Below are 22,874 nucleotides of genomic sequence, written 5' to 3' on the forward strand. Positions count from 1 at the left end.
GCAGGACAAACCCTGAGGTTCGGGGCTGCTGGAGCCCATAAGACGGAGACACCCCATGAGCATTCCCCCCAAGAAGAAACCCGGAGAACTGCGCAGCCAGCAATGGTTCGGCCGCCATGACCGCGACGGCTTCATCTACCGCAGCTGGATGAAGGGCAAGGGCGTTCCGCACGACCAGTTCGACGGTCGCCCGGTCATCGGCATCTGCAACACCTTCAGCGAACTCACGCCCTGCAACTCGCACTTCCGCACGCTCGCGGAACAGGTGAAGATCGGCGTGTACGAAGCGGGCGGCTTCCCGCTCGAGTTCCCGGTGATGTCGCTCGGCGAGACGCTGCTGCGCCCCACCGCCATGCTGTACCGCAACCTCGCGAGCATGGACGTGGAGGAAAGCATCCGGGGCAATCCGCTGGACGGCGTGGTGCTGCTCATGGGTTGCGACAAGACCACCCCCGCGTTGATGATGGGCGCGGCCAGCGTCGACCTGCCGACCATCGGCGTGTCTGGCGGCCCGATGCTCTCGGGCAAGTGGCGCGGCCAGGAGCTGGGCTCGGGCACCGGCGTGTGGCAGATGAGCGAACAGGTGCGCGCCGGCACGCTCAAGCTGCAGGACTTCTTCGAGGCCGAGAGCTGCATGCACCGCAGCCACGGCCACTGCATGACGATGGGCACCGCGAGCACCATGGCCAGCATGGTCGAGTCGCTGGGCATCGGGCTGCCGGGCAATGCCGCCTACCCCGCGGTGGACGGCCGCCGCAACGTGCTCGCGCGCCAGGCGGGCCGACGCATCGTGGGCATGGTGCATGAAGACATGAACATGTCGAAGATCCTCACGCGCCAGGCCATCGAGAATGCCATCAAGGTCAACGCGGCCATCGGCGGCTCGACCAACTTCGTGATCCACCTGCTGGCCATCGCGGGCCGCATGGGCGTCGAGCTCACACTGGAGGACTTCGACCGTCTCGCCTCCGAACTGCCCTGCCTGGTCAACCTGCAGCCCTCGGGCCAGTTCCTGATGGAAGACTTCTGCTACGCGGGCGGCCTGCCGGTGGTCATCAAGGAGATTGCCGATCACCTGCACAAGGACATCCTCACCGTCACCGGACAGAGCGTCTGGGAGAACGTGAAGGACGCCGAGAACTACAACCCGCAGGTCATCCGCACACAGGCCGAGCCCTTCAAGGACAAGGCCGGCATCTGCGTGCTGCGCGGCAACCTCGCGCCCAACGGCGCGATCATCAAGCCCAGCGCGGCCACGCCCGAGCTGCTGGTGCACAAGGGCCGCGCGGTGGTGTTCGAGAGCGCCGAAGACCTGCACAAGCGCATCGACGACGAGAACCTCGACATCGACGAGCACTGCATCATGGTGCTCAAGAACTGCGGCCCCAAGGGCTACCCCGGCATGGCCGAGGCCGGCAACATGCCGCTGCCGCCGAAGGTGCTGCGCAAGGGCATCACCGACATGGTGCGCATCAGCGACGCGCGCATGAGCGGCACGGCCTACGGCACCGTGGTGCTGCACACCGCGCCCGAGGCCGCGGCCGGCGGGCCGCTGGCGCTGGTGCAGGACGGCGACATCGTCGAGCTCGACGTGCCCAACCGCAGGCTGCACCTGCACGTGAGCGACGAGGAACTGGCGAAGCGCCGCGAGAAATGGGTCGCGCCTGCCGCGCCGCTCGACTCGGGCTACTGGAAGCTGTACGTCGACACGGTGCTGCAGGCCGACCAGGGAGCCGACCTCGCTTTCCTGCGCGGCCGGCGCGGGGCATTCGTGCCGCGCGACAATCATTGAATGACAAGACTGGCAGCAATCGACTGGGGTACGAGTTCACTGCGCGGCGCACTGCTGGACGCCGACGGCAAGGTACTTGAAGAGCGCAGCGATGCGCGCGGCATCCTCACGGTGCCTGAAGGCGGCTTTCCTGCCGTCTTCGACACCTTGTTCGGCGACTGGATGCGCCTCGACGGCGCGCGCTGCCTCATCTCCGGCATGGCCGGCAGCAAGCAGGGCTGGGTCGAAGCGCCGTACTGCGCATGCCCGGCGGGCCGCGTCGAAGTGGGCCGCAAGATCATCGACATCGACGCCATCCCGGGTGCGCGCATCGCGATCGTGCCTGGCCTGAGCGACGAGCATGCGGGCGTGCCCGACGTGATGCGCGGCGAAGAGGTGCAGATCTTCGGCGCGATGTCGATCACCGGCCTGGACGACGGCGTCTTCGTGCTCCCCGGCACGCACAACAAATGGGTCACGGTGAAGAAGGGCCGCGTCGCGGGCTTTCGCACGTACATGACGGGCGAGTTCTACGCGCTGCTGAGCCAGCACTCGATCCTTTCGCGCACGCTCGATGCGGCAGCGCCGCTCGACGAGGCCGCCTTCCTCGAAGGCGTGACGCGCTCCGAAAACGGGCACGGCCTGCTGCACAACGCCTTCGGCGCACGCACGCTGGCGCTGTTCGACCGCATGCCGAAGAAAGAGCTGGCGAGCTACCTCTCGGGGCTGCTGATCGGCGAGGAACTGCGCACGCAGTCGCTGCAGGCGGTCGGCGAGGTGGTGCTGATCGGCTCCTCCGCACTCACCCAGCGCTACACGCTCGCCCTGCGCGCCACCGGCGTTGCCACGCGCACGCTGGGCGCCGAAGCCACCTGGGCCGGACTGCACGCGCTGTCCGCCTTCCTCGATACCGACCGGATTCCCGCATGACCACGCCTCCTCTCGACAGATTCAATGCCGCCATGCGCGAGCTGCCCCTGGTGGCCATCCTGCGCGGCCTCACGCCCGCCGAGGCTGCGGACGTGGGCGACGCCATCGTCGAGCCCGGCTTCCGCCTGCTCGAGGTGCCGCTCAATTCGCCGCAGCCGCTGGAGAGCATCGCGCTGATGCGCCGGCGCTTTCCGCAGGCGCTGGTCGGCGCCGGCACGGTGCTCGCCGCGCAGCAGGTGCGCGACGTGCACGCCGCCGGCGGCGAACTCATCGTCTCGCCCAACTACAACGCAGAGGTCGTCGCCGAGGCCGCACGCCTCGGCATGGTCTGCCTGCCGGGCGTCATGACGCCCACCGAGGCCTTCGGCGCGCTCGCGTCGGGCGCCACCGGGCTCAAGCTGTTCCCTGCCGAACTGGCCTCGCCGGCCGTGGTGAAGGCGCTGCTGGCCGTGCTGCCGGCCGGCACGCCGGTGATGCCGGTGGGCGGCATCACGCCGACGAACATGGCCGAATGGCGTGCCGCGGGCGCGGCCGGGTTCGGCATCGGGTCCGCGCTCTACAAGCCCGGCAAGCAGGCCGGCGCGGTGCGCGAAGACGCGAAGAAATTCATCTCGGCCTGGACCGGCACCGTCCTCGCCTGACCCGGCCGGCTTCTTGCAAGCCCCATCCCGTCCTGACCCGTCCTTCACAAGAACAACGGAGAACCCCACGATGTCCGCCGATTCCGAATACGCCAGCCCCGCCGTGCGCAAGCTGCGCGAAGACCTCGCGCTCGCGCTGCGTGCGGCCGCGCACCACGGCCTGTCCGAAGGTGTGTGCAACCATTTCAGCGTGATGCTGCCGGGTGCCCAGGACCGCTACCTCATCAACCCGCGCGGGCTGCACTGGAGCGAGATCGGGCCTGACGACATCGTGCTGATCGACGTGCACGGCGAGGTGCTGGCCGGACGCCACCGCGTGGAGCCGACCGCCCTCTTCATCCACGGCGCGGTGCACCGCCTTACGGGCCATGCGGTCGTGCTGCATTGCCACATGCCGTACGCCACGGCGCTCACGCTCACGGTCGACCGCGCGCTCGATCCGACGGCAAGCCAGAACGCGATGCGCTACATGAACCGCATCGCCATCGACGCCGAATACAACGGCCTGGCGCTCGACGACGCCGAGGGCGAACGCATCGCCCGCGCCATGACCGGCAAGGACGTGGCATTTCTCGCGAACCACGGCGTGATCGTGGCGGGCGGCACCATCGCGCATGCCTACGACGACCTCTACTACCTCGAGCGCGCGTGCCTGCACCAGGTGATCGCGCAGTCGACCTGGCGCCCGCTGGTGCCGGTGGATGCGAAGCTGGCTGCGCACGTGGCGGCGCAGATCCAGGGCGAGCGCGAACAGTCGGACCTGTTCTTCGAGGCCCTGCGCCGCATGCTGCCGCCGCCGCGCGGTTGAGCCGACGGCCTACAACCAATGGCGCCCGGCGGGGCGCCTTGCAGGGTGTCGAACCTTTAGGATCGGGGCATGCCCGCGCACGGGCTTACAGCTCTTCATCCGAATTCGCTCCAGCCTTACAGAAGCTTCACACAAGGCCGCGAGGATGAGGCTTCCAACCACATACCGGGGGATCAAGTGAAAAAGCTTACTTTTGCATTCGGCGCCGCGGCCCTGCTCTCGCTGGCCGCACTGAGCGCACCGGCACAGGCCCAGCCAGGCGGCCCGTTCATCCAGGCGCAGGTGTACGTCGTGCCGCCTCCGCCGCCGCGCCGCTACTACGCACCGCCACCGCCGCCGCGCTACTACGGTCCGCCGCGTCATTACCACGGCGACCGCCACTACCGCGACCGCCGCTGGGACGACGGCCGCCGCTACGGCCGCAGGGACAACGACGGCGACGGCGTGCCCAACCGCTACGACCGCCGCCCCAACAATCCTTACCGCTACTGATCCCGCAACCCGCGGGCATTCATCTCGAGACACCGGGCCGCGCGCCCGGTTTCTTTTTTCAGGCCGCGGCGGGCGCACCCGCGTAGGGCGGCGTTGCGCTCGACAAGCCCTGCTTCAGCTGGCGCGAGACCTCGTCGGCCAGCACCTCGACCTTGCCGGCTTCCACGCCTTCGAGCGCCTGCCGCGCCACGCTGTCGGGCGAGACCTTGTCACCGGGCAGATGCGCGGCCATGTCGGTGTCCATCAGCGCCATGTGCAAGCTTGTGACCTGCGTGCCCTGCGCTGCAAGTTCGTTGCGCAGGCCGTTGCTCAGCGACCAGGCCGCGGACTTGGTCGCGCTGTAAGTGGCCACGCCCGGGAACGTGGTCCAGCTCAGGGCCGACAGCGCATTGATGACGGCACCGCCGCCGTTGGCGGCCAGCACGGGCGCGAAGGCTTGCGTCAGCGCCCAGGGGCCGAAGAAATTGGTCTCGAACTCGGCGCGTGCGGCGGCCACCGCGTCAGGCGATCCGAGGAAGCTCGACCCGCGCGAGATGCCTGCGTTGTTGATGAGCAGCGTGACGTCGCCGCAGGCGCGCACCGCCGCTTCGATCTGCGCCGGCTGCGTCACGTCGAGCGCCACCGGCGTCACGCCAGGCAACGTGACGCTCTTCGGGTCGCGCGCCGCGCCGTAGACCTTGCGCGCGCCGGCCGCCAGCGCCGCCTTGGCGAATGCCAGTCCGAGGCCGCGGTTGGCGCCTGTGATGAAAACGACGGAGTCCTTGATCTTCATGGCCGACCTTTCGATGATGGATTGGAAAGAGATTGCGTCATGCCTGTGCCACGCGGCGCAGCAAGCCGCTGGGTGTGCGCGGCCAGCCGACCCGGCCGAACCAGGCACCGCCGGCGATCGCGGAGGCGATCACGATGCCGTACACCACCAGTGCCACGCCCTGCGCGGCGAACACGCCGGTGAGCCCGCCACCCCAGCGCAGAGCCAGCCAGCCGCCCGTGCCGGCCACCGCGAGCCGCGCAATATTGCCGAGCACCGGCCACAGCAGCCGCCCCGCACCCTGCGACGCGAAGTACAGCACCAGCCCGACGCCGAAGAACCCGTAGAGCGGCCCGACGACGCGAAGGTAGTGGGCACCGGTCTCCAGCATCGCAGGGTCGTGCCCGAACAGCAACAGCCACGGTCGCGGAAACAGCGCCGCGGCGAGCCCGATGGCCTCGGTGAGCGCAAAGGCCAGCGCCGCGCCGGCCCAGGTGGCGCGCAGCGCGCGCTCGCGCTGCCCCGCACCCATGCAGGTACCCACCATGGCGACCAGCGGCGCACCCAGGCCGAACACCAGCGGCACCAGCAGGTACTCGAGCCGCGAGGCCGTGCCGTAGCCGGCCAGCGCCCCGGAACCGAAGTGGCCCGCCAGCGCGGTGGCGATCCCGATCGACAGGTTGGTTGCCACCGTCGATACCGCGCCCACCAGCCCGATGCGCAGGATGTCGCGGAACATCGGCCAGCGCAGCTTGAATGCGTCGAACGTGAACTTCAGCAGGCTGCGCGGCGAGCGCAGGTATGCGATGAGCGCGATCGATCCAAGCAGGTAGTACAGGAGCAGCGCCATCGCGCCGCCGGCGATGCCCATGCCCGGCAACGGCCCGAAACCGAAGATCAGCAGCGGCGACGCGGGAATGAGGAACACAACCCCCACCACCGTCACGTTGGCCGGCACCGACATGTTGCCGGTGCCGCGGATGATGGCCGACAGCGAGTTGAACAGCCACACCAGCGTCGCGCCTGCGAACACCCAGTTCGAATAGGTCAGCGCCGCGTCGAGCGCGGCCCCGGTGCCGCCCATGATCCCGTAGAGCCAGCGCCCGCCGAGCAGCAGCGCCAGCGTGAAGCACAGGCCGAAGCCCAGCGCGATGACGATGGCGTGCCATACCAGCGCGTCGGCGTCGCCGCGCCGGCGTGCACCGAGCGCGCGCGCGATCGACGAGGCGATGCCGCCGCCCATCGCGCCGCTGGAGGTCATCTGCATCAGCATGACGATCGGAAACACCAGCGCCATACCGGCCAGCGCATCGGTGCCGAGCTTGCCGACGAAGTAGGTCTCGATGAGGCCGGCGGAGGCTTGCGCCACCATCACCAGCACGTTGGGCGCTGCCAGACGCAGCAGCGTGGGCACGATGGGCGCCTCGAGAAGGCGGCGGGTACGCGGGTCGAGTTCGGTGTCGTGTGGGGCGGTCATGCGGGGAACACCTCGGTGCGTTCAGGCACGGGCCGCGGCCGCGGTGGATGGCGTGCCGGCCTTGGCCGCCGGGCGGCGGATCATCATCACGATCAGCGCCGCCACCAGGCAGGCCGCACCGGCGGCGTACAGCGCCGGGGTGTAGGTGAGCAGCAGCGTGCGCGCGAAACCCGCGCCGTAGGCGGCCGTGGCGGCGCCCAGCTGGTGCGCGGCGAACACCCAGCCGAACACCAGACCGACCTTGGCGGGGCCGAAGGCGGCGCCCGCGAGCTTCACGGTCGGAGGCACGGTGGCGATCCAGTCGAGGCCGTAGAACATCGCAAAGATGCCCAGGCCGTAGATGGTGAACTCCGAATGCGGCAGCCAGAACAGCGACAGCCCGCGCAGGCCGTAGTACCAGAAGAGCAGCTTGCGGTTGTCATAGCGGTCCGAGAGCCAGCCCGACAGGATGGTGCCGACGAAGTCGAACGCGCCCATCATCGCGAGCACCGAGGCGGCGGGCACCGCGCCCATGCCGTAGTCGCCGCACAGCGAGATGAAGTGCGTCTGCACCAGGCCGTTGGTGCTCAGGCCGCAGATGAAGAAGGTGCCGGCCAGGATCCAGAAGGTGCGGTTGCCTGAGACCTCTTTGAGCACTCGAAACGGCGTGGCGAAGTTCATCGCCGGCGCGGCCGCTGCAGGCACGGCGGGCTGCGCCCCGGGCTTCTCGCCGTAAGGCAGCAGGCCGATGTCCGAAGGACGGTTGCGCATGAGGCACAGCGCCAGCACGCCGATGAGGATGCTGCCCGCAACGATCGGCGCGATGGCCGAGCGCCAGCCCCAGTGCTCGATCATCCAGGCCGCGAGCGGCAGGAAGGCCAGCTGACCGGTGGCCGAGCTTGCGGTGAGCATGCCGATGACGAGGCCGCGCCGCGCCACGAACCAGCGGTTGGCCACCACCGCGCCGAGCACCAGCGCGGTCATGCCGGTGCCCAGGCCCAGCATCAGGCTCCACAGCACGAAGAGCTGCCACAGCTGCGAGGCCATGGTGACGAGCGCCATGCCGAGGCCGACGAGCGCGAGGCCGGTGCAGATCACCGCGCGCAGGCCGTAGCGTTCCATCAGCACGGCGGCGAACGGGCCCATCAGGCCGAACAGAGCGAAGCGCAAGGCGAGCGCCGAGGAAATCTGCTCGGTACTCCAGCCGAACTCCTTGCCGAGCGGCTGCAGCATGGCGCCCGGCAGGCCCAGCGCGGCCGACATGGTCAGCATGGTCAGGAAGGTGATGGCGGCGACGATCCATCCGTAATGGATGCCGCGGCGCTGGAGCCATGCGGAGACTTGGTTGGCGAACATGGGACCTCTGCTGTTGGAATGGAATGGGAGGAAGTAAAAAGGGGCGAAGGCATTGCCCGCGCGCAACACCGCAATGCGATGCGCGCGATGGAAGGTGCGTGGTGTCGGAACTCCGGGAGGCGGTCAGTCTTCGATGTCGGGCTCTTCGTCGCCGCCCAGCAGCGCCATGGCCTCGTCGATGATTTCGTGCAGCGCGATGACGCGCTCCACGCCCAGCAATGCGTTGAGCTTGAGCTGCGCCGTCTTCCAGTGCGACTGCGCTTCGCGCCGCTTGGCTTCGCCCGCTTCGGTGAGCTCGACCAGGCGGCTGCGCGCATCGGCGCCGGCGCCGAGCGAGATCCAGCCGGCGGCAATCAGCGGCTGCAGGTTGCGGCTCAGGGTCGACGCGGTCATCTTGAGTTCGCCCGCAAGGTCGACAGGCCGCGACGGACCCAGCCGCGCGAGGTTCGACAGCAGCGAGTACTGCGTGGTCTTCAGGCCGCTCTTGGAGACCTCCGCGTCGTAGAACTGCGAAAGGCGGCGCGACAGCTGGCGCGTCTTGAAACTGGTGCAGCCGCGCGGCTTGGTGAGCGTGTTCATGGGATATTATTGTAGCTGCAACTATTGCATATGCAATTCACCCCTCCTCCGAATACCCCGACAGGAAGCACCGACATGACGCAGTCCCCCAGCCAGAGCCAGCTCGCCGCATGGATCGCCGAAGAGCAGAAGATCACCGAACGCCTCGATGCCGGCCCGGGCCCCGGCTTGGCCCGACCCGACCAGATCGCAGGCAAGACCGGGCTGGAGGTGATGCAGGCCATGCTGGCCGGCGACATTCCCTATGCCGCCATCGCCAAGACGCTCGACTTCACGATCGTCGAAGTGAGCGCGGGCGTGGCTGTGTTCCAGGGCACGCCGCTGCCGCAGCACTTGAACCCGCTGGGCACCATTCACGGCGGCTGGGTCGCGACCATGCTCGACTCCGCCCTGGGCTGCTCGGTCCACACCATGATGCCGGCCGGCCGCGCCTACACGACCGCCGAGCTCAGCGTGAATTACGTGAAAGGACTCACGCCGAAAGTGCAGCGCGTGCGCGCCGAGGGCAAGGTGATCCATTGCGGCCGCCAGCTGGCCACCGCCGAGGCACGCCTCGTCGGCCCCGACGGCACGCTGTACGCGCATGCCACCACCACCTGCCTGGTGTTCGAAATGCGCTGACACGCGCGGCAAGTAGGCCTTCGGCGCATAAGTCCAAAGGCCTGGCCCTCGGGACGCCCAGTGATAATTATTCGCATCTCGGCCAGTACGACAACAACAGGCGCCGGCGACTCAGACATCTCACTGACCTCCCGGAGGATCTTCATGACCGAACACACCCGTGCGCAAGGACGCGCCGTGCGCGCGCTGCTGGGCGCCAGCGCCGCCTGGCTGGCCGCCGCCGCCCTGCCCGCGCAGGCCGCCGCCGACGAACTCACGCTCTACACCACGCGCGAGCCCGCGCTGATCCAGCCGCTGATCTCCGCCTTCAGCGCGCAGAGCAACATCAAGGTCAACACCGTGTTCGTGAAGGACGGGCTGCTCGAGCGCGTCAAGGCCGAAGGCGCACGCTCGCCCGCCGACCTGCTGATGACGGTGGACATCGGCAACCTCATGGACCTGGTCGACGGCGGCGTCACGCAGCCGGTGAAGTCGGCCGCGCTCGAGTCCGCCATTCCGGCCAACCTGCGGGGCGCCGACGGCCAGTGGTTCTCGCTGTCGATGCGCGCGCGCGTGCTCTACGCCGACAAGAGCCTGCCCCTCACCAGCTTCCGCTATGAAGACCTCGCCAACCCGAAGTACAAGGGCAAGGTCTGCATCCGCGCGGGCCAGCATCCGTACAACACCGCGCTGGTCGCCTCGCTCATCGCACACGACGGCGAGGCCAAGGCCGAGCAATGGCTGCGCGGCGTCAAGGCCAACCTGGCGCGCAAGGCCACGGGGGGCGACCGCGACGTGGCGCGCGACATCCTCGGCGGCATCTGCGACGTGGGCCTGGCCAACTCGTACTACGTCGGCCAGATGAAGAGCGCCAAGGAAGGCACCGACGCGCGCAAGTGGGGCGACGGCATCAAGGTGCTGCGCCCGACCTTCGCCAATGCCAGGACGGGCGGTGCGGGCGGCGGCACGCACGTCAACATCAGCGGCGCGGCCGTGGCAAAGAACGCGCCGCAGCGTGCCAATGCGGTCAAGCTGCTCGAGTTCCTGGTGTCGGAGCCGGCGCAGGCGCTCTATGCGCAGGCCAACTACGAATACCCGGTGCGCAAGGGCGTGGCACTCGACCCGATCATCGGCCAGACCATCGGCGAACTGAAGGTCGATCCGCTGCCACTGACCGAGATCGCCAAGCACCGCAAGCAGGCCAGCGCGCTGGTCGACAAGGTCGGCTTCGACCAGTAGCCTTGGCTCGCCTCCAGGCTGCGGCGCACTGCGTGTCGCCTTCTCCTTCTCCCTCCCGGGGGCAACACCTGTGGCCCGGCAAAGCCGGTTCCACGGTGTTTCTGGAAACAGCAGCGCGCTGCGCGCGCGCTTGATGCTCCATGAATTTCGCCCGATATAGCGGCCTGCGCGCAGCAGGGCCCGTGTGGCGCTGCGCATCGTTCCTGATCGCCATCGGCGTGCTCGCGCCGGTGCTCACGCTGGCATGGCTCGCGCTCGGTTCGGGCATCAGGCACTGGGGGCCACTCTTCGCGCATGTGCTCCCGCAGGCGGCGCTCAACACCGCCTTGCTGCTCGCGGGTGTCGGTGCGCTGGTGCTGCTGATCGGCACCGGATGCGCATGGCTTGTGACGGCGCATGACTTCCCCGGGCGCGGCACGCTGCATTGGGCGCTGCTGTTGCCGATGGCAATGCCGACCTACATCGTCGCCTTCGCCTACCTCGATCTGCTGCATCCGATCGGCCCCGTGCAGGGCGCGGTCCGCTGGATGCTGGGCTTCGACAGCCCGCGGCAGTTCCGTTTGCCCGACCTGCGCTCGCTGCCCGGCGCCATCTTCGTGCTGGGCTTCGTGCTCTATCCGTACGTGTACATGACGGCGCGCGCGATGTTCATGACGCAGCCCGCGCACCTGATGGAAGCCGCGCGCATGCTCGGCGAAAACCGGCGCGGTGCGTTCTTTCGTGTGGCGTTGCCGCTCGCACGGCCCGCACTGGCCGTGGGCCTGAGCCTTGCGCTGCTGGAAACGCTCAACGACATCGGCGCCTCCGAATTCCTCGGTGTGAACACATTGACGGTGGCCGTCTACACGACGTGGATCACCCGCTCCGATCTCGCAGGCGCCGCGCAGATCGCATGCGCGATGCTGTTCGTGGTGGTTGCGCTGGTCTGGCTCGAGCGCAACGGGCGCCGGCACCAGCGCTTCGGCTCGGCGCAGCGCATGCGCGCGGTGCAGCCCCGGCGCCTGCGTGGCGCCATGGGATGGGCCGCGACCGTGACGGCTTCGCTGCCGGTGCTGATCGGCTTCGTCGCGCCCGCGCTCTACCTGGTCTGGGAAAGCGCCAAGCGGCTGCACCAGGGCGGCGGCGTTTCGCAAGGCCTGGTCGCCAGCCTCGGCAACACGCTCGCGCTGGCCGCCGGCGTCACGGTGGTCACCGTGGCGGCGGGACTGGTGGTGGCCTGGGCTGCACGCAGCCAGGGCTCGCGACCGAACGGTGCGCGCTGGCAGGCCCGCGTCGCCTCGCTGGGCTACGCGGTGCCCGGCACCGTGCTGGCCATCGGGCTGCTCACGCCGGCGCTGGCATTCGACTCGGCACTGGCCACGGCCTTCGGCTGGCAGGGCCTGCCGCTGATGGGCGCGGGCGTGGTGCTGGTCGTGGCCTGCGCCATCCGCTTTCTCGCCATGCCGGTCGGCGGCATCGAGGCAGGGCTGGCGCGCATTCCACCAGCCATCGAGCAGGCCTCGCGCCTGCTCGGCGAGACCACCGCCGGCACGCTGCGACGCGTGCACCTGCCGCTGCTGCATCCTGCGCTGGCTGCGGGCGCGCTGCTGGTGTTCGTCGACGCCATGAAGGAGCTGCCGGCCACGCTGCTGCTGCGGCCCGCCAATTTCGACACCCTCGCCACCTGGCTCTACGCCGAGGCCGCGCGCGGCACCTACGAGGAAGGCGCGATTGCCGCGCTGGCCATCGTGGCGGCCGGGCTGCTGCCCGTGGTCCTGCTCGCGCGCAACCAGTTCGGCACACCATCGCCCGACAACACATGAGTGCTCCCCTTCACATCGAGACGATCCGGCTGGCGTACGACACGCCGCGCGGTCCGCACACGGTCGTCGACGGCTTCTCGCTCGCGCTCGACGCAGGCGACATTGCCTGCCTGTTCGGCCCGTCGGGCTGCGGCAAGACCACGGTGCTGCGTGCCGTCGCGGGCTTCGAGCCATTGCGCGCCGGCACGGTGCGTCTCGGCGACGTGCTGCTTTCGTCCACGCAGGTGCATCTGGCGCCCGAGCAGCGGCGCGTGGGCATGATGTTCCAGGAGTACGCGCTGTTCCCCCACCTGTCCGCCGCGAAGAACGTGGCCTTCGGGCTGCGCCGCCTCGACCGCGCCGCGCAGCGATCTCGCGTGGCCGAGATGCTCGCGCTGGTCGGCCTGGTCGATGCGGGCGAGCGTTATCCGCACGAGCTGTCGGGTGGCCAGCAGCAGCGCATCGCGCTGGCCCGCGCGCTCGCACCCTCGCCCGCCCTTCTGCTGCTCGACGAGCCGTTCTCCAACCTCGACGGCAGCACGCGCGAACGCCTCACGGCGGAGGTGCGCGGCATCCTCAAGCAGGCCGGCCAGACCGCGATCCTCGTCACGCACAACGAGGCCGAGGGGCATGCCATGGCGGACCGCATAGGCGCGATGCACGGCGGACGGATCACGCACTGGCTCGATACCGCGGCATAGCACACGGCGTCCGTTTCCCGAATGGGCTTTCCGGGAAAAGGTTGTTCAGGCTCGGAAGAATCGCGGCGTCCCGCACCCGCACATTCCACCACCGAGAACGGAAAGCCTCATGACGCAAGCTCTCACCCTCGTCAGCCACCTGCTGTGCCCGTACGTGCAGCGCGCCGCCATCGCGCTGCATGAAAAAGGCGTGCCCTTCGAGCGCGTCGTCATCGACCTCGCCAACAAGCCCCAGTGGTTCCTCGACGTCTCGCCGCTCGGCAAGGTGCCACTGCTGAAGGTTCAAGAGCCGGACGGCAGCGAAGCCGTGCTGTTCGAGAGCAACGTGATCTGCGAGTACCTCGAAGAGACGCAGCCCGGTGCGCGCCTGCACCCCGAAGACCCGTTGGCCCGTGCGCAACACCGCGCCTGGATGGAGTTCGGCTCGGCCATCCTCGCCGACCTGTGGGGCTACGAGACCACGCAGGACGCGGCCGTGTTCGAGCAGAAGCGGCTTGCCCTGACGGCGAAGTTCGAGCGCGTCGAAGCCGCGCTCGCAGCCTCGGGCGACGGCCCCTACTTCGCGGGAAAGAGCTTCAGCCTCGTCGACGCCGTCTTCGCGCCGGTGTTCCGCTACTTCGAGGTGTTCGACACGATCAGCGACTCGCACATCTTCGACGACCTGCCCAGGGTCGACGCATGGCGCAAGGCACTGGCGGCCCGCCCGAGCGTGCGCGACGCGGTCGTGCCGGAGTACCCGCAGCACCTGATGGAATTCCTGAAGCGCCACCAGGCGCACCTGCTGACCCTGGCAAGTTGATCGCCGCGCCGGGAGGCCGACAATAGCGGCTCCTCTTTCCCATAACTACACGGCACCACGAGATGCGATTCCTCCACACCATGCTGCGCGTCGGCAACCTCCAGCGCTCCATCGATTTCTACACCCAGGTGCTCGGCATGAACCTGCTGCGCACCTCGGAGAACCCCGAGTACAAGTACAGCCTGGCCTTCCTCGGCTTCGACAAGGGCAACCCCGACCAGGCCGAGATCGAGCTCACCTACAACTGGGGCACCGAAAGCTACGACCTGGGCACCGCCTACGGCCACATCGCGCTCGGTGTGCCCGACGCCTATGCGGCCTGCGACAAGATCAAGGCCGCGGGCGGCAACGTGACGCGCGAAGCCGGTCCGGTCAAGGGCGGCACGACGGTGATCGCGTTCGTCACGGACCCCGACGGATACAAGATCGAACTCATCCAGCGCGACGAGAACGCCGCTGGCGGCGGGCTGCGCTGACATGGTTCGCCACGTCGCCCTGCTGCGTGGCGTGAACGTCAACGGCATCGCCATCAAGAGCGCCGACCTGAAGGCGCTGTTCGCCGACGAACTCGGCATCGGCGCCGTGCGCACGCTGCTCGCCAGCGGCAATGTGCTGTTCGACACGGACGAGGCCGATGCACCGGCGCTTCGCAAGCGCATCGAACAGGCGCTGCGCAAGCGCTTCGGGTACGACGCGTGGATCGTGCTGCTCACCCAGAAGCAGGTGGCCGCCATGGCGAAAGCCTATCCGTTCGAACGCATCGACGACGAGCGCCATCCGTACATCGTGTTCGGATCGGACGCCGCGATGCTCGACGAAGTCATGGAAAAGTCCGGCAGCGGCGACGCCGATGTGGAGCAGCTGAAGCGCGGCAAGGGCGTGCTGTACTGGCAGTGCCCGCGCGGCGAGAGCCTCGACACGCCGGTGGCCAAGCTGCTCGCGAAGACGCGCTACAGGTCGAGCACCACCACGCGCAACCTGCGCACGGTGGAAAAGCTCATCGACGGCTGATCAGCAACCCAGCAGGTCGGCGAGTTCGCCGATGTCGCGCGCGTGCAGGTTGTTGTCCGGCAGCGGCGACACGTCTTTCGGCTGGTCGCGGCCGAATTCGTGCGGGCGCTCGATGTAGGCGGTCTTCAGGCCGCACACGCGCGCAGCGGCCAGGTCGTCATGGTGCGCGGCGGCCAGCATCACCTGCCCGGGCGTCGCATCGAACACGCCGGCCACGCCGAGGTAGGTGCGGGGATCGGGCTTGTAGGCCTTGAACACCTCGGCGGACAGCACGCAGTCCCAGGGCAGGCCGGCGCGCTTGGCCATCTCGGTGAGCAGGCCGATGTTGCCGTTCGACAGCGTGCAGATGGTGAACTTCTTCTTGAGCCGCGCGAGGCCCACCACCGCGTCGGGCCAGGCCGGCAGGCGGTGCCATGCGCGGCTCAGGTCGCGCCTGGCGGCGGCGTCGAGCCTGTCGGACAACCCGAAGTCGCGCAGCACCTGGTCGAGCATGCTCAGGTGCAGTTCGTCGAGCAGCGTGAAGCCGCCCTCGCCCGCGGCAATGCGCTCCATCACGGCCTTCATGGCGGGCTGGTAGCCGGCGCGCCAGGCCAGCGCGAAGGCCTTGCCGTCCACGCCCGGCAGCGCGCTCTCGGCCTCGGCCGCAATCCCGCTGTGCCAGTCGACCACCGTGCCGAAAACGTCGAACGCGATGACCCTGAGATCGCTTGCGTCGAAAGCCGCGCGCATATTCAGCGCGGCAGCTGGCTCGCGGCGCGTGCCAGTTGCTCGATGCGGGCCCAGTCGCCGTCGCGGATCGCGTCGCTCGGCACGATCCACGAGCCGCCAACACAGGCCACGTTCGACAGCGCAAGGAATTCGCCCGCGTTGCCCGCGTGGATGCCGCCCGTCGGGCAGAAGGTGACGTCGCCGAACGGCCCTTGCCATGCCTTGAGCATCGGCAAGCCGCCGGCCTGCAGCGCGGGGAAGAACTTCAGTTGCGTGTAGCCGTCTTCCTGCGCCGTCATGATCTCGCTGCCGGTGGCCACGCCGGGCAGAAGCGGCAGGCCGAGGTCGTGACAGGCCTTGCCCACGGCGCGCGTGTAGCCGGGGCTCACGCCGAACTTCGCGCCGGCCAGCGCCGAGGCCTGGGCATCGGCCGCGCTGCGGATGGTGCCCGCGCCGGCCACTGCCTCCGGCACTTCCTTGGCGATGGCCTCGATGCACTGCAGCGCCTGCGGCGTGCGCAGCGTGACCTCAAGCATGCGGATGCCGCCGGCCACCAGTGCGCGCGCGAGCGGGATGGCGTCCTTCACGTCGTTCAGCACGATGACCGGGATGACCGGCGCGTCGCGCATCACGTCGAGGGGGGTGAGTCTGTCTGTCATTTCATATCTCCATCAATTACGCGCAGTCCACGGCAAAGACAGCCGCAGCAGCGCTCGATTCCAGAAACACCGTGGAACCGGGCTCTGCCGGGCCTCTGCTGTTGCCCCGAAAGAGGGGTGGCGCAGCGACGCGAAGTGCGCGAAGCCTTGGGGGCGAGCCCGGCTACAACCACGAGCAGGCGCCCTCTTCCGCAGTCAGCGCATTGCGCCGCATGCCGGCGAACAGCTCCCGGCCGAGGCCGTGCCCATCGGCGATGCGCTGGGCTTCGGACAGCGTCGCGGTTTCGCGCGCGTCCCATTCGTCCTCGGGCAGCAACACGGCGAGCGTACCCGCTACCGCGTCGAGGCGGATCAGGTCCCCGTCGCGCACCTTGGCGAGCGGACCGCCGGCCGCCGCTTCGGGCGACACGTGGATCGCGGCCGGGATCTTGCCCGAAGCGCCGCTCATGCGGCCGTCGGTGACCAGCGCCACGCGGAAGCCCTTGCCCTGCAGCACCGACAGCGGTGGCGTGAGCTTGTGCAGCTCGGGCATGCCGTTGGCCTGCGGGCCTTGCCAGCGCACCACGCAGACCACGTCGCGCTCGAGTTCGCCGGCGGTGAAGGCCTTCTGCAGTGCGGCCTGCGAGTCGAAGACGCGCGCAGGCGCCTCGATGACATGGCGGTCGTCGGGCACGGAAGACACCTTGATCACGCTGCGGCCGAGGTTGCCGCTGAGGAGCTTCAGGCCGCCGGTGGCGCTGAACGGGCTGCCCACGGTGCGCGTGATGGCCTCGTTCTTCAACGCGGCGGCCGGGGTCCATTGCAGGCGCTGGGCACCCGCATCGTTTGTGTTGCCCGCCAGCGCGGGAACGTTGGCGAATTCGCGGATGCCGCCCTGGCGCACGGTCAGCACGTCGGCGTGCATCAGGCCGGCCTCGACCAGCTCGCCGATCACGAGCCCGGGGCCGCCTGCGGCCTGGAACTCGTTGACGTCGGCGCTCCCGTTCGGGTACACGCGCGTCAGCAGCGGCACCACGTCGGAGAGCTTCGAGAAATCGTCCCAGTCGATCAGGATGCCGGCGGCGCGCGCCACGGCCACCCAGTGGATCAGGTGGTTGGTGGAGCCGCCGGTGGCCAGCAGCGCGGCCATGGCGTTGACGATGCAGCGCTCGTCGACCATCTCGCCGATCGGCGGGCAGGACCAGTCCCCCACGCTCGTCACTTCTGGGCTTCGCTGCCCCTCAAGGGCGCCGCTCGCTTGCCCGGGGCGGCCCGGCGCGGCACTCGACGCGGCCTCGCCCGCCTTGCCCAACACCGTACGCACGGCTTCGCGCGTGAGCGTCTCGCGCATTGCATCGCCGGGCTGGATGAACGCCGTGCCGGGCACGTGCAGGCCCATGGCCTCGAGCAGCATCTGGTTGCTGTTGGCCGTGCCGTAGAAGGTGCAGGTGCCTTGCGTGTGGTACGCGGCCATCTCGGCGTCGAGAAGGCCCTGGCGGCCCACGAGGCCCTGCGCGGCCTGCTCGCGCACCTTCGACTTCGCGCCGTTCGACAGGCCCGAGGGCATCGGCCCCGCAGGCACGAACACGGTGGGCAGGTGGCCGAAATGCAGCGCGCCGATCAGCAGGCCGGGCACGATCTTGTCGCACACGCCGAGCATCAGGGCGCTGTCGAACATGTCGTGCGTGAGCGCCACCGCGGTGCTCATCGCGATGACGTCGCGGCTGAAGAGGCTGAGCTCCATGCCGGGCGTGCCCTGCGTCACGCCGTCGCACATCGCGGGCACGCCGCCTGCCACCTGCGCGGTGGCGCCGAGGCGGCGGGCCTCGTGCTTGATGATGTCCGGATAGCCCTGGTACGGCGCGTGGGCGGAGAGCATGTCGTTGTAGGCAGTGACGATGCCGATGTTGGGTGCGCGTTCGGTCACGACGCGGAACTTGTCGTTGGCCGGGATGCCGGCCACGGCGTGCGCCACGTTGGCGCAGCCCATGCGGTCGGACCCGCGGTCGCGGTTGCGGATCTCGGCGAGGCGCGCGAGGTAGGCGCTGCGCAGCCCCAGGCTGCGCTCGCGGATGCGAGCGGTGACGTCGCGTACGGTGGGGTGTGTGCTGCTCATGGGGATCGTGGGCTCTTGCTGCATGTCGCCAGGGCGACTGTGGGCCTGGAGGCCCATGGTACCAAGCCATGCGCAAAAGGCCGATGAAATCCGGCCGCGTGGCAATACGAATTTACCCATCCGCGCCGGTCCGCGCGGCAGGCGCAAAAAAGCCCGGCATGCCGGGCTTGTCTTGCATGCACGGAGCTGCCCGCGTCTCAGTCGACCAGCTTCACCTCGACACGACGCGCTTCGGCGTTGTTGCCCGAGCCGGCCGTGACTTCGGGCCGCTGCAGATCGATCTTCGCAGCCGGCACCCCCAGACCAACCAGCACGTCACGCACCATCTCGGCGCGTTTCTTGGCGAGCTGCTCGTTGACGGCGGCGTCGCCCGTGGTGTCGTGGTAGCCCGAGACGACCGCCTTGCGGCCGCTCTCGACGCCCTTAATGACTGCGGCCAGCGCCTCGGCGGCCCCGGGTGCCAGGTCGGCGCTGCCGGTGGCGAAGTAGAAGTTGACCACGCCATTGGCCACGCGGATGCTCGCGCCGTCGGGGATGGTGACCGTGACCGTCTCGGTCACCTCCGCCACCTTGGGCTCGGCACCAGGAGGCGGTGCCGAGATCACAACGGCCGGCGCGGCGGCGGCGGGCTGCGCCGCCACGGCGGCCGGGCTGTGGCCCTTGTGCCAGAGCGCGATGCCGATCACGAAGAAGATCACCAGGGCAATCAGCGCCATGACGAAACCGAGGATGAAATTCTGCTGGCTGTCGTCGTCGCTCATCGGGGGTCTTGCTCCGTAGGAAAGAGGCCGGTAAATAATGGTGCGGTGAACCATGATCAGGAAATTGTAGGCGTCGGTTCCGGCACTCCCGTGTCAGACCCCGCGCCGGATCCCGGTCCGCCGGGACTCGACCCCATGCCCGCGCCGCTGCGCGATCCACAGCCGATGCTCGAGCGCGCGATCGCCGAGTGGGGCGGGCACGAGGACCTCTGGCTCTTCGGCTACGGCTCGCTGATCTGGCGGCCCGAGTTCGATTTCATCGAGCGGCGCCATGCGTCGGTGCGCGGCTGGCATCGTGCGCTGAAGATGTGGAGCCGCGTGAACCGCGGCAGCGTGCAGGTGCCGGGCCTCGTGTTCGGCTTGCTTTCAGGCGGCAGCTGCCGCGGCATGGTGTTCCGCGTGCCGAAGGCCGAAGGCCTCGAGACGCTGCGCCGGCTCTGGCTGCGCGAAATGCCCACGGGCGTGTACGACCCGAAGTGGCTGCGCTGCGGCACGGCCGAAGGCCCGGTGCGCGCTCTGGCCTTCACGCTCTCGCGGCGCAGCCCCAACTTCACCGGCGAGCTCACCGACGAGCGCTACCGCCACATCTTTGCCAACGCGGTGGGCCGCTACGGCACTTCGCTCGACTACGCCCGCCAGACGCTGCTCGAACTGCAGCGCCATTCGATCCACGACGCCGCGCTCGCCCGCCTGGTGGCGCTGGTCGCGGTGCAGGAACAGCAGCGACAGCAGCTCGGCGAGGCCACCGCCGATTGCGATGCGCCGCAGCCTCCGGTATATGTTCCGGGGTCCGCAGGCGCTTCTTCTTCCGATCCGTCTTCTTCACCACCCTGCGGACCGTCCAAGGAAAACAAATGAACCATCGTCGTCTCGCCGCCACCGGCGCCGCCCTCATCGCCAGCACCATCCTCGCCGCATGTGGCAGCATGGGCGGCAAGCCGAGCACCGCCGTCGAGCTCGTGCCGACCGGCGCCATCACGCCCAACCCGACGCGCGGCACGGTGAAATTCGTGGCGCTCGACCACGGCGTGCGCGTCTCGGGCGAAGTGCGCGGCCTGGTGCCGGGCAGCGAACACGGTTTCCACATCCACGAGAAGGGCGACTGCGGCAACAACGGCGACGCCTCGGGCGGCCACTTCAACCCGACCGGCGGCACCCACGGCAAGTTCGCCGCTGCGGGCAGCCATGCCGGCGAACTGCCGAGCCTCGTTGCCGACGCCGGCGGCGTGGCACGTTTCAGCGTGGACGACCACTCGATCTCCCTGACCGACGGCGCCGTCAACAACGTGGTGGGTCGCGCGCTGGTGGTGCACCGCGACCGCGACGACTTCACGACGCAGCCTTCGGGCAACTCGGGTCCGCGCATCGCTTGCGCGGTGATCCCGAAGTCGTGACCGGGGCGCCCTGAAAGCTAACCCGCCGCGCGCGCCAGCCAGAGCGCTTCGGCGCGCGCCAGGGCCTCGGGCGTGTCGATGTCGGTCACCACGCCGGCGTCGTCCACGTCCAGGTCCGCTACCGAATCGATAGCTCGCATCGCACGCAGTACGGGCGATGCACCCAGGTTTCCCTCCAGGTTCGCCAGCTGGGTACCGCATCCCGCGGCGAAGCCCACCGGGTGGCCGCGCTCGCCCCGGTAATGCGGCTGCACCGCATCGACACGCCCTTGCAGCGCGGCGGCCACGGCACGCAACGTGGCCGGCTGCACCAGCGGCAGGTCGCCCGGCAGGATCAGCCAGCCCGGCGCGTCCGGCGTGGCGCGCACGGCGGCAGCGATCGAGTCGCCCATGCCCGGATGCCCTGCGTCTTCCAGGTGCCACGGCAGACCGCTCGCGCGCACCGCGTCGAGCGTGCGATCGAGCACCGGCCGGCCCGCGAGCAGCGCCTTCAGCTTCGAGCCGGCGCCGCCGGCCGCGACGAAGCGCTCGCCGCGGCCCGAGGCCAGCACGATCACCACCGGGGAGTCCGCCCTGGAAGCCTTGGAGTTGCCCTGCATCGTCATGGGCCGAGTATGTGCGCAACAATCCGGCCATGACCTCCCCACTCTCCAATGACGCGCTGGCCGCGCTGCGCAAGAGCTACGAGCGCGCCGAGCTCGGCGAGGCGCACAGCGCCGGCGATCCGCTGAAGCAGTTCGAACGCTGGCTCACCGAAGCCATCGACGCGCAGGTGCCCGAGCCCAACGCGATGACGCTGTGCACCGTGGGCAGCGACCTGCGGCCGTCCAGCCGCATCGTGCTCATCAAGGGCTACGACGCTCGCGGCATCGTCTGGTACACCAACTACGAAAGCCGCAAGGGCCGCGAACTCTCGGGCAACCCGTATGCGTCGCTGCAATTCCACTGGGTCGAGCTGGAGCGCGTGGTGCGCATCGAGGGCCGCGTCGAGAAGGCCGGCGCCGACGAGAGCGACGCCTACTTTGCGAGCCGCCCGCTCGATTCGCGCATCGGCGCCTGGGCCAGCCCGCAGAGCGAAGTGATCAGCGGGCGCGACGTGCTCGTGAAGAACGCCGCCGTGTTTGCCGCGAAGCACCTGCTGTCGCCGCCGAGGCCGCCGCACTGGGGCGGCTACCGGCTGGTGCCCGACCGCTGGGAGTTCTGGCAGGGCCGCAAGAGCCGCCTGCACGACCGGCTGCGCTACCGGCTCGAAGGCGCGGACTGGGTGCGCGAACGGCTCGCGCCCTGAAAGCCGTATCGATCAGGGCAGCCAGCGCACGCACACCATCACCAGCGTGAGCGTGCCCAGGGCCAGCACCGTCGATACCGCGACGCTGGCCGTCACCAGGTCCTCGGCCGTGCGGTAGCGCTGCGAGAACAGGAACACGTTGGCGCCGATCGGCAGGGCCGCAGCCACCACCATCACCGTGAGTGGAATACCGCGCACGCCCAGCAGCCAGCCGATGACCGCCACCAGCAGCGGATGCAGCAGGTTCTTCACGAGCGCCTGCACCAGCGCGCCGCGCCAATGCCGTCCGATGGGCGTGAGCGCCAGCGTGATGCCCACCATCACCAGCGCCACCGGACCGAAAGCCTGGCCCAGCAGCTGGATCGGCTTGTCGACGACCTCGGGCATCGTCCAGCCCGTCTGCGCGAACAGCAGGCCCGCCATGATCGGCAGCGGCACCGGATGGATGATGGCGTTTCGCAGCGCGCGCAACACGGTGCGGCCCATCGAGCGTTTCTCCGCGCCGGAGACCACCGCGTGCTCCCGCGCCACGGCCAGTTCGAGCACCACGGTGGCGCTGGTCAGCAGCACCAGCGAGTGCAGCGAGATCAGCGTGAGCAGCACCACCATGCCGGCATCGCCGTAGGCCAGGTCGACCAGCACGATGCCGATCATCACCGTGTTGCTGTAGGTGTTGGCCAGCGCGATCACGGCCGCCGTGCGATTGAAGCCGCGCAGCGCCATCGTGCCGGCGAACAGCAGGCCCGAGGCGATGAAGTAGGCCGCGACAGGCTTGAGGCTGAGCTCCTCGACGTGCACCGTGCTCATGGCACGGAACAGCAGTGCGGGCGCCAGCAGCAGGAAGATGAGGTTCGACAGGTCCTTCACCGCGTTGCCGCCGATCCAGCGGCGCCGTCCGGCGAGATAGCCCGCGGCGATGAGGAGGACGACGGGAAGAAGCGAGGAGATGACGAAGGAATTCACGCGGCGAGGATAGCCGAGGGTGTTTCGCTTTTTGCGCCTTCCGCCTCTGGGGGAAGGCTGGGGATGGGGGCAAGCGTGGCTTGCACGAAAG

Annotated in this window: 25 protein-coding genes; 15 read left to right on the forward strand and 10 right to left on the reverse strand. The window is 69.1% G+C overall.

Annotated elements, in window-relative coordinates:
* Positions 1-55: 55 nt before the first annotated feature.
* From AACL56_RS21200 to AACL56_RS21220, 5 genes are all read left to right on the forward strand, one after another.
* The gene (locus AACL56_RS21200; RefSeq protein ID WP_339091770.1) at positions 56-1,792 is read left to right on the forward strand and encodes an IlvD/Edd family dehydratase; all 1,737 of its coding nucleotides are present in this window, start codon (positions 56-58) and stop codon (positions 1,790-1,792) included.
* Positions 1,793-2,701 carry a 2-dehydro-3-deoxygalactonokinase gene (locus AACL56_RS21205; protein ID WP_339091771.1) on the forward strand — a complete coding sequence of 303 codons (909 nt, stop codon included), beginning with the start codon at positions 1,793-1,795 and terminating at the stop codon, positions 2,699-2,701. It abuts the gene before it with no gap.
* Positions 2,698-3,342, forward strand: a complete 645-nt coding sequence (locus AACL56_RS21210) for a 2-dehydro-3-deoxy-6-phosphogalactonate aldolase (protein ID WP_339091772.1) — start codon at positions 2,698-2,700, stop codon at positions 3,340-3,342. Before AACL56_RS21205 ends, AACL56_RS21210 begins: the two co-directional genes overlap by 4 nt.
* Before the next feature lie 70 nt (positions 3,343-3,412).
* Positions 3,413-4,150, forward strand: a complete 738-nt coding sequence (locus AACL56_RS21215) for an aldolase (RefSeq protein ID WP_339091773.1) — start codon at positions 3,413-3,415, stop codon at positions 4,148-4,150.
* A gap of 177 nt (positions 4,151-4,327) precedes the next feature.
* A complete protein-coding gene (locus AACL56_RS21220) occupies positions 4,328-4,642 on the forward strand; it encodes a hypothetical protein (protein WP_339091774.1) in 315 nt (104 codons plus the stop codon).
* Between the two features lie 58 nt (positions 4,643-4,700).
* On the opposite strand, the gene AACL56_RS21225 is transcribed toward AACL56_RS21220, so the two are convergent.
* From AACL56_RS21225 to AACL56_RS21240, 4 genes are all read right to left on the reverse strand, one after another.
* Positions 4,701-5,414, reverse strand: coding sequence for an SDR family oxidoreductase (locus tag AACL56_RS21225; protein ID WP_339091775.1), 714 nt, complete (start codon positions 5,412-5,414; stop codon positions 4,701-4,703).
* A 37-nt stretch (positions 5,415-5,451) separates the two neighbouring features.
* Positions 5,452-6,870, reverse strand: a complete 1,419-nt coding sequence (locus tag AACL56_RS21230; RefSeq protein WP_339091776.1) for an MATE family efflux transporter — start codon at positions 6,868-6,870, stop codon at positions 5,452-5,454.
* Positions 6,871-6,891: 21 nt separating this feature from the next.
* Positions 6,892-8,205 (reverse strand): MFS transporter, encoded by a 1,314-nt coding sequence (locus tag AACL56_RS21235; RefSeq protein ID WP_339091777.1) that lies wholly within the window; start codon positions 8,203-8,205, stop codon positions 6,892-6,894.
* A 123-nt stretch (positions 8,206-8,328) separates the two neighbouring features.
* Entirely contained in the window at positions 8,329-8,784 is a 456-nt protein-coding gene (locus AACL56_RS21240; protein WP_339091778.1) for a MarR family winged helix-turn-helix transcriptional regulator, read from the reverse strand.
* Between the two features lie 75 nt (positions 8,785-8,859).
* Here AACL56_RS21240 and AACL56_RS21245 point away from each other — a divergent pair, with 75 nt between their 5' ends.
* From AACL56_RS21245 to AACL56_RS21275, 7 genes are all read left to right on the forward strand, one after another.
* Positions 8,860-9,405: a PaaI family thioesterase gene (locus tag AACL56_RS21245; RefSeq protein WP_339091779.1), complete on the forward strand. Its 546-nt coding sequence runs from the start codon at positions 8,860-8,862 to the stop codon at positions 9,403-9,405.
* Between the two features lie 144 nt (positions 9,406-9,549).
* The gene (locus AACL56_RS21250) at positions 9,550-10,623 is read left to right on the forward strand and encodes a Fe(3+) ABC transporter substrate-binding protein (RefSeq protein WP_339091780.1); all 1,074 of its coding nucleotides are present in this window, start codon (positions 9,550-9,552) and stop codon (positions 10,621-10,623) included.
* Between the two features lie 140 nt (positions 10,624-10,763).
* Positions 10,764-12,425 (forward strand): iron ABC transporter permease, encoded by a 1,662-nt coding sequence (locus AACL56_RS21255; protein ID WP_339091781.1) that lies wholly within the window; start codon positions 10,764-10,766, stop codon positions 12,423-12,425.
* The gene (locus AACL56_RS21260) at positions 12,422-13,105 is read left to right on the forward strand and encodes an ABC transporter ATP-binding protein (protein WP_339091782.1); all 684 of its coding nucleotides are present in this window, start codon (positions 12,422-12,424) and stop codon (positions 13,103-13,105) included. Before AACL56_RS21255 ends, AACL56_RS21260 begins: the two co-directional genes overlap by 4 nt.
* 109 nt (positions 13,106-13,214) lie before the next feature.
* Entirely contained in the window at positions 13,215-13,904 is a 690-nt protein-coding gene (locus AACL56_RS21265; protein WP_339091783.1) for a glutathione S-transferase family protein, read from the forward strand.
* Positions 13,905-13,966: 62 nt separating this feature from the next.
* Positions 13,967-14,380: a lactoylglutathione lyase gene (gene gloA, locus AACL56_RS21270; RefSeq protein ID WP_339091784.1), complete on the forward strand. Its 414-nt coding sequence runs from the start codon at positions 13,967-13,969 to the stop codon at positions 14,378-14,380.
* Position 14,381: 1 nt separating this feature from the next.
* Complete coding sequence (locus AACL56_RS21275) at positions 14,382-14,915, forward strand: DUF1697 domain-containing protein (protein ID WP_339091785.1); 534 nt, start codon at positions 14,382-14,384, stop codon at positions 14,913-14,915.
* Here the strand turns inward: AACL56_RS21275 and AACL56_RS21280 are convergent, their stop codons facing one another.
* From AACL56_RS21280 to AACL56_RS21295, 4 genes are all read right to left on the reverse strand, one after another.
* A complete protein-coding gene (locus tag AACL56_RS21280; protein WP_339091786.1) occupies positions 14,916-15,644 on the reverse strand; it encodes a haloacid dehalogenase type II in 729 nt (242 codons plus the stop codon).
* A 2-nt stretch (positions 15,645-15,646) separates the two neighbouring features.
* Positions 15,647-16,282, reverse strand: coding sequence for a bifunctional 4-hydroxy-2-oxoglutarate aldolase/2-dehydro-3-deoxy-phosphogluconate aldolase (gene eda / locus AACL56_RS21285; protein ID WP_339091787.1), 636 nt, complete (start codon positions 16,280-16,282; stop codon positions 15,647-15,649).
* 163 nt (positions 16,283-16,445) lie between these two features.
* Entirely contained in the window at positions 16,446-18,377 is a 1,932-nt protein-coding gene (locus AACL56_RS21290) for a dihydroxy-acid dehydratase (RefSeq protein WP_339091788.1), read from the reverse strand.
* Positions 18,378-18,574: 197 nt separating this feature from the next.
* The gene (locus AACL56_RS21295; RefSeq protein ID WP_339091789.1) at positions 18,575-19,138 is read right to left on the reverse strand and encodes an OmpA family protein; all 564 of its coding nucleotides are present in this window, start codon (positions 19,136-19,138) and stop codon (positions 18,575-18,577) included.
* A 135-nt stretch (positions 19,139-19,273) separates the two neighbouring features.
* Between AACL56_RS21295 and AACL56_RS21300 the strand changes: the two genes are divergently transcribed.
* Positions 19,274-19,996 (forward strand): gamma-glutamylcyclotransferase, encoded by a 723-nt coding sequence (locus AACL56_RS21300; RefSeq protein WP_339091790.1) that lies wholly within the window; start codon positions 19,274-19,276, stop codon positions 19,994-19,996.
* Positions 19,993-20,532 carry a superoxide dismutase family protein gene (locus tag AACL56_RS21305; RefSeq protein ID WP_339091791.1) on the forward strand — a complete coding sequence of 180 codons (540 nt, stop codon included), beginning with the start codon at positions 19,993-19,995 and terminating at the stop codon, positions 20,530-20,532. The genes AACL56_RS21300 and AACL56_RS21305 overlap by 4 nt, the downstream gene beginning before the upstream one ends.
* Positions 20,533-20,549: 17 nt before the next feature.
* On the opposite strand, the gene AACL56_RS21310 is transcribed toward AACL56_RS21305, so the two are convergent.
* Positions 20,550-21,137, reverse strand: a complete 588-nt coding sequence (locus AACL56_RS21310) for a nucleotidyltransferase family protein (RefSeq protein WP_339091792.1) — start codon at positions 21,135-21,137, stop codon at positions 20,550-20,552.
* 29 nt (positions 21,138-21,166) lie between these two features.
* Here AACL56_RS21310 and pdxH point away from each other — a divergent pair, with 29 nt between their 5' ends.
* The gene (gene pdxH / locus AACL56_RS21315; RefSeq protein ID WP_339091793.1) at positions 21,167-21,820 is read left to right on the forward strand and encodes a pyridoxamine 5'-phosphate oxidase; all 654 of its coding nucleotides are present in this window, start codon (positions 21,167-21,169) and stop codon (positions 21,818-21,820) included.
* 12 nt (positions 21,821-21,832) lie between these two features.
* Here pdxH and AACL56_RS21320 read toward each other — a convergent pair whose 3' ends face one another.
* Positions 21,833-22,783 carry an AEC family transporter gene (locus AACL56_RS21320; RefSeq protein ID WP_339091794.1) on the reverse strand — a complete coding sequence of 317 codons (951 nt, stop codon included), beginning with the start codon at positions 22,781-22,783 and terminating at the stop codon, positions 21,833-21,835.
* Positions 22,784-22,874: the final 91 nt, after the last annotated feature.

Origin of the sequence: Variovorax paradoxus (genome assembly GCF_902712855.1) — a bacterium.
In the GTDB taxonomy this organism is placed as follows: Bacteria; Pseudomonadota; Gammaproteobacteria; order Burkholderiales; family Burkholderiaceae_C; genus Variovorax; species Variovorax paradoxus_Q.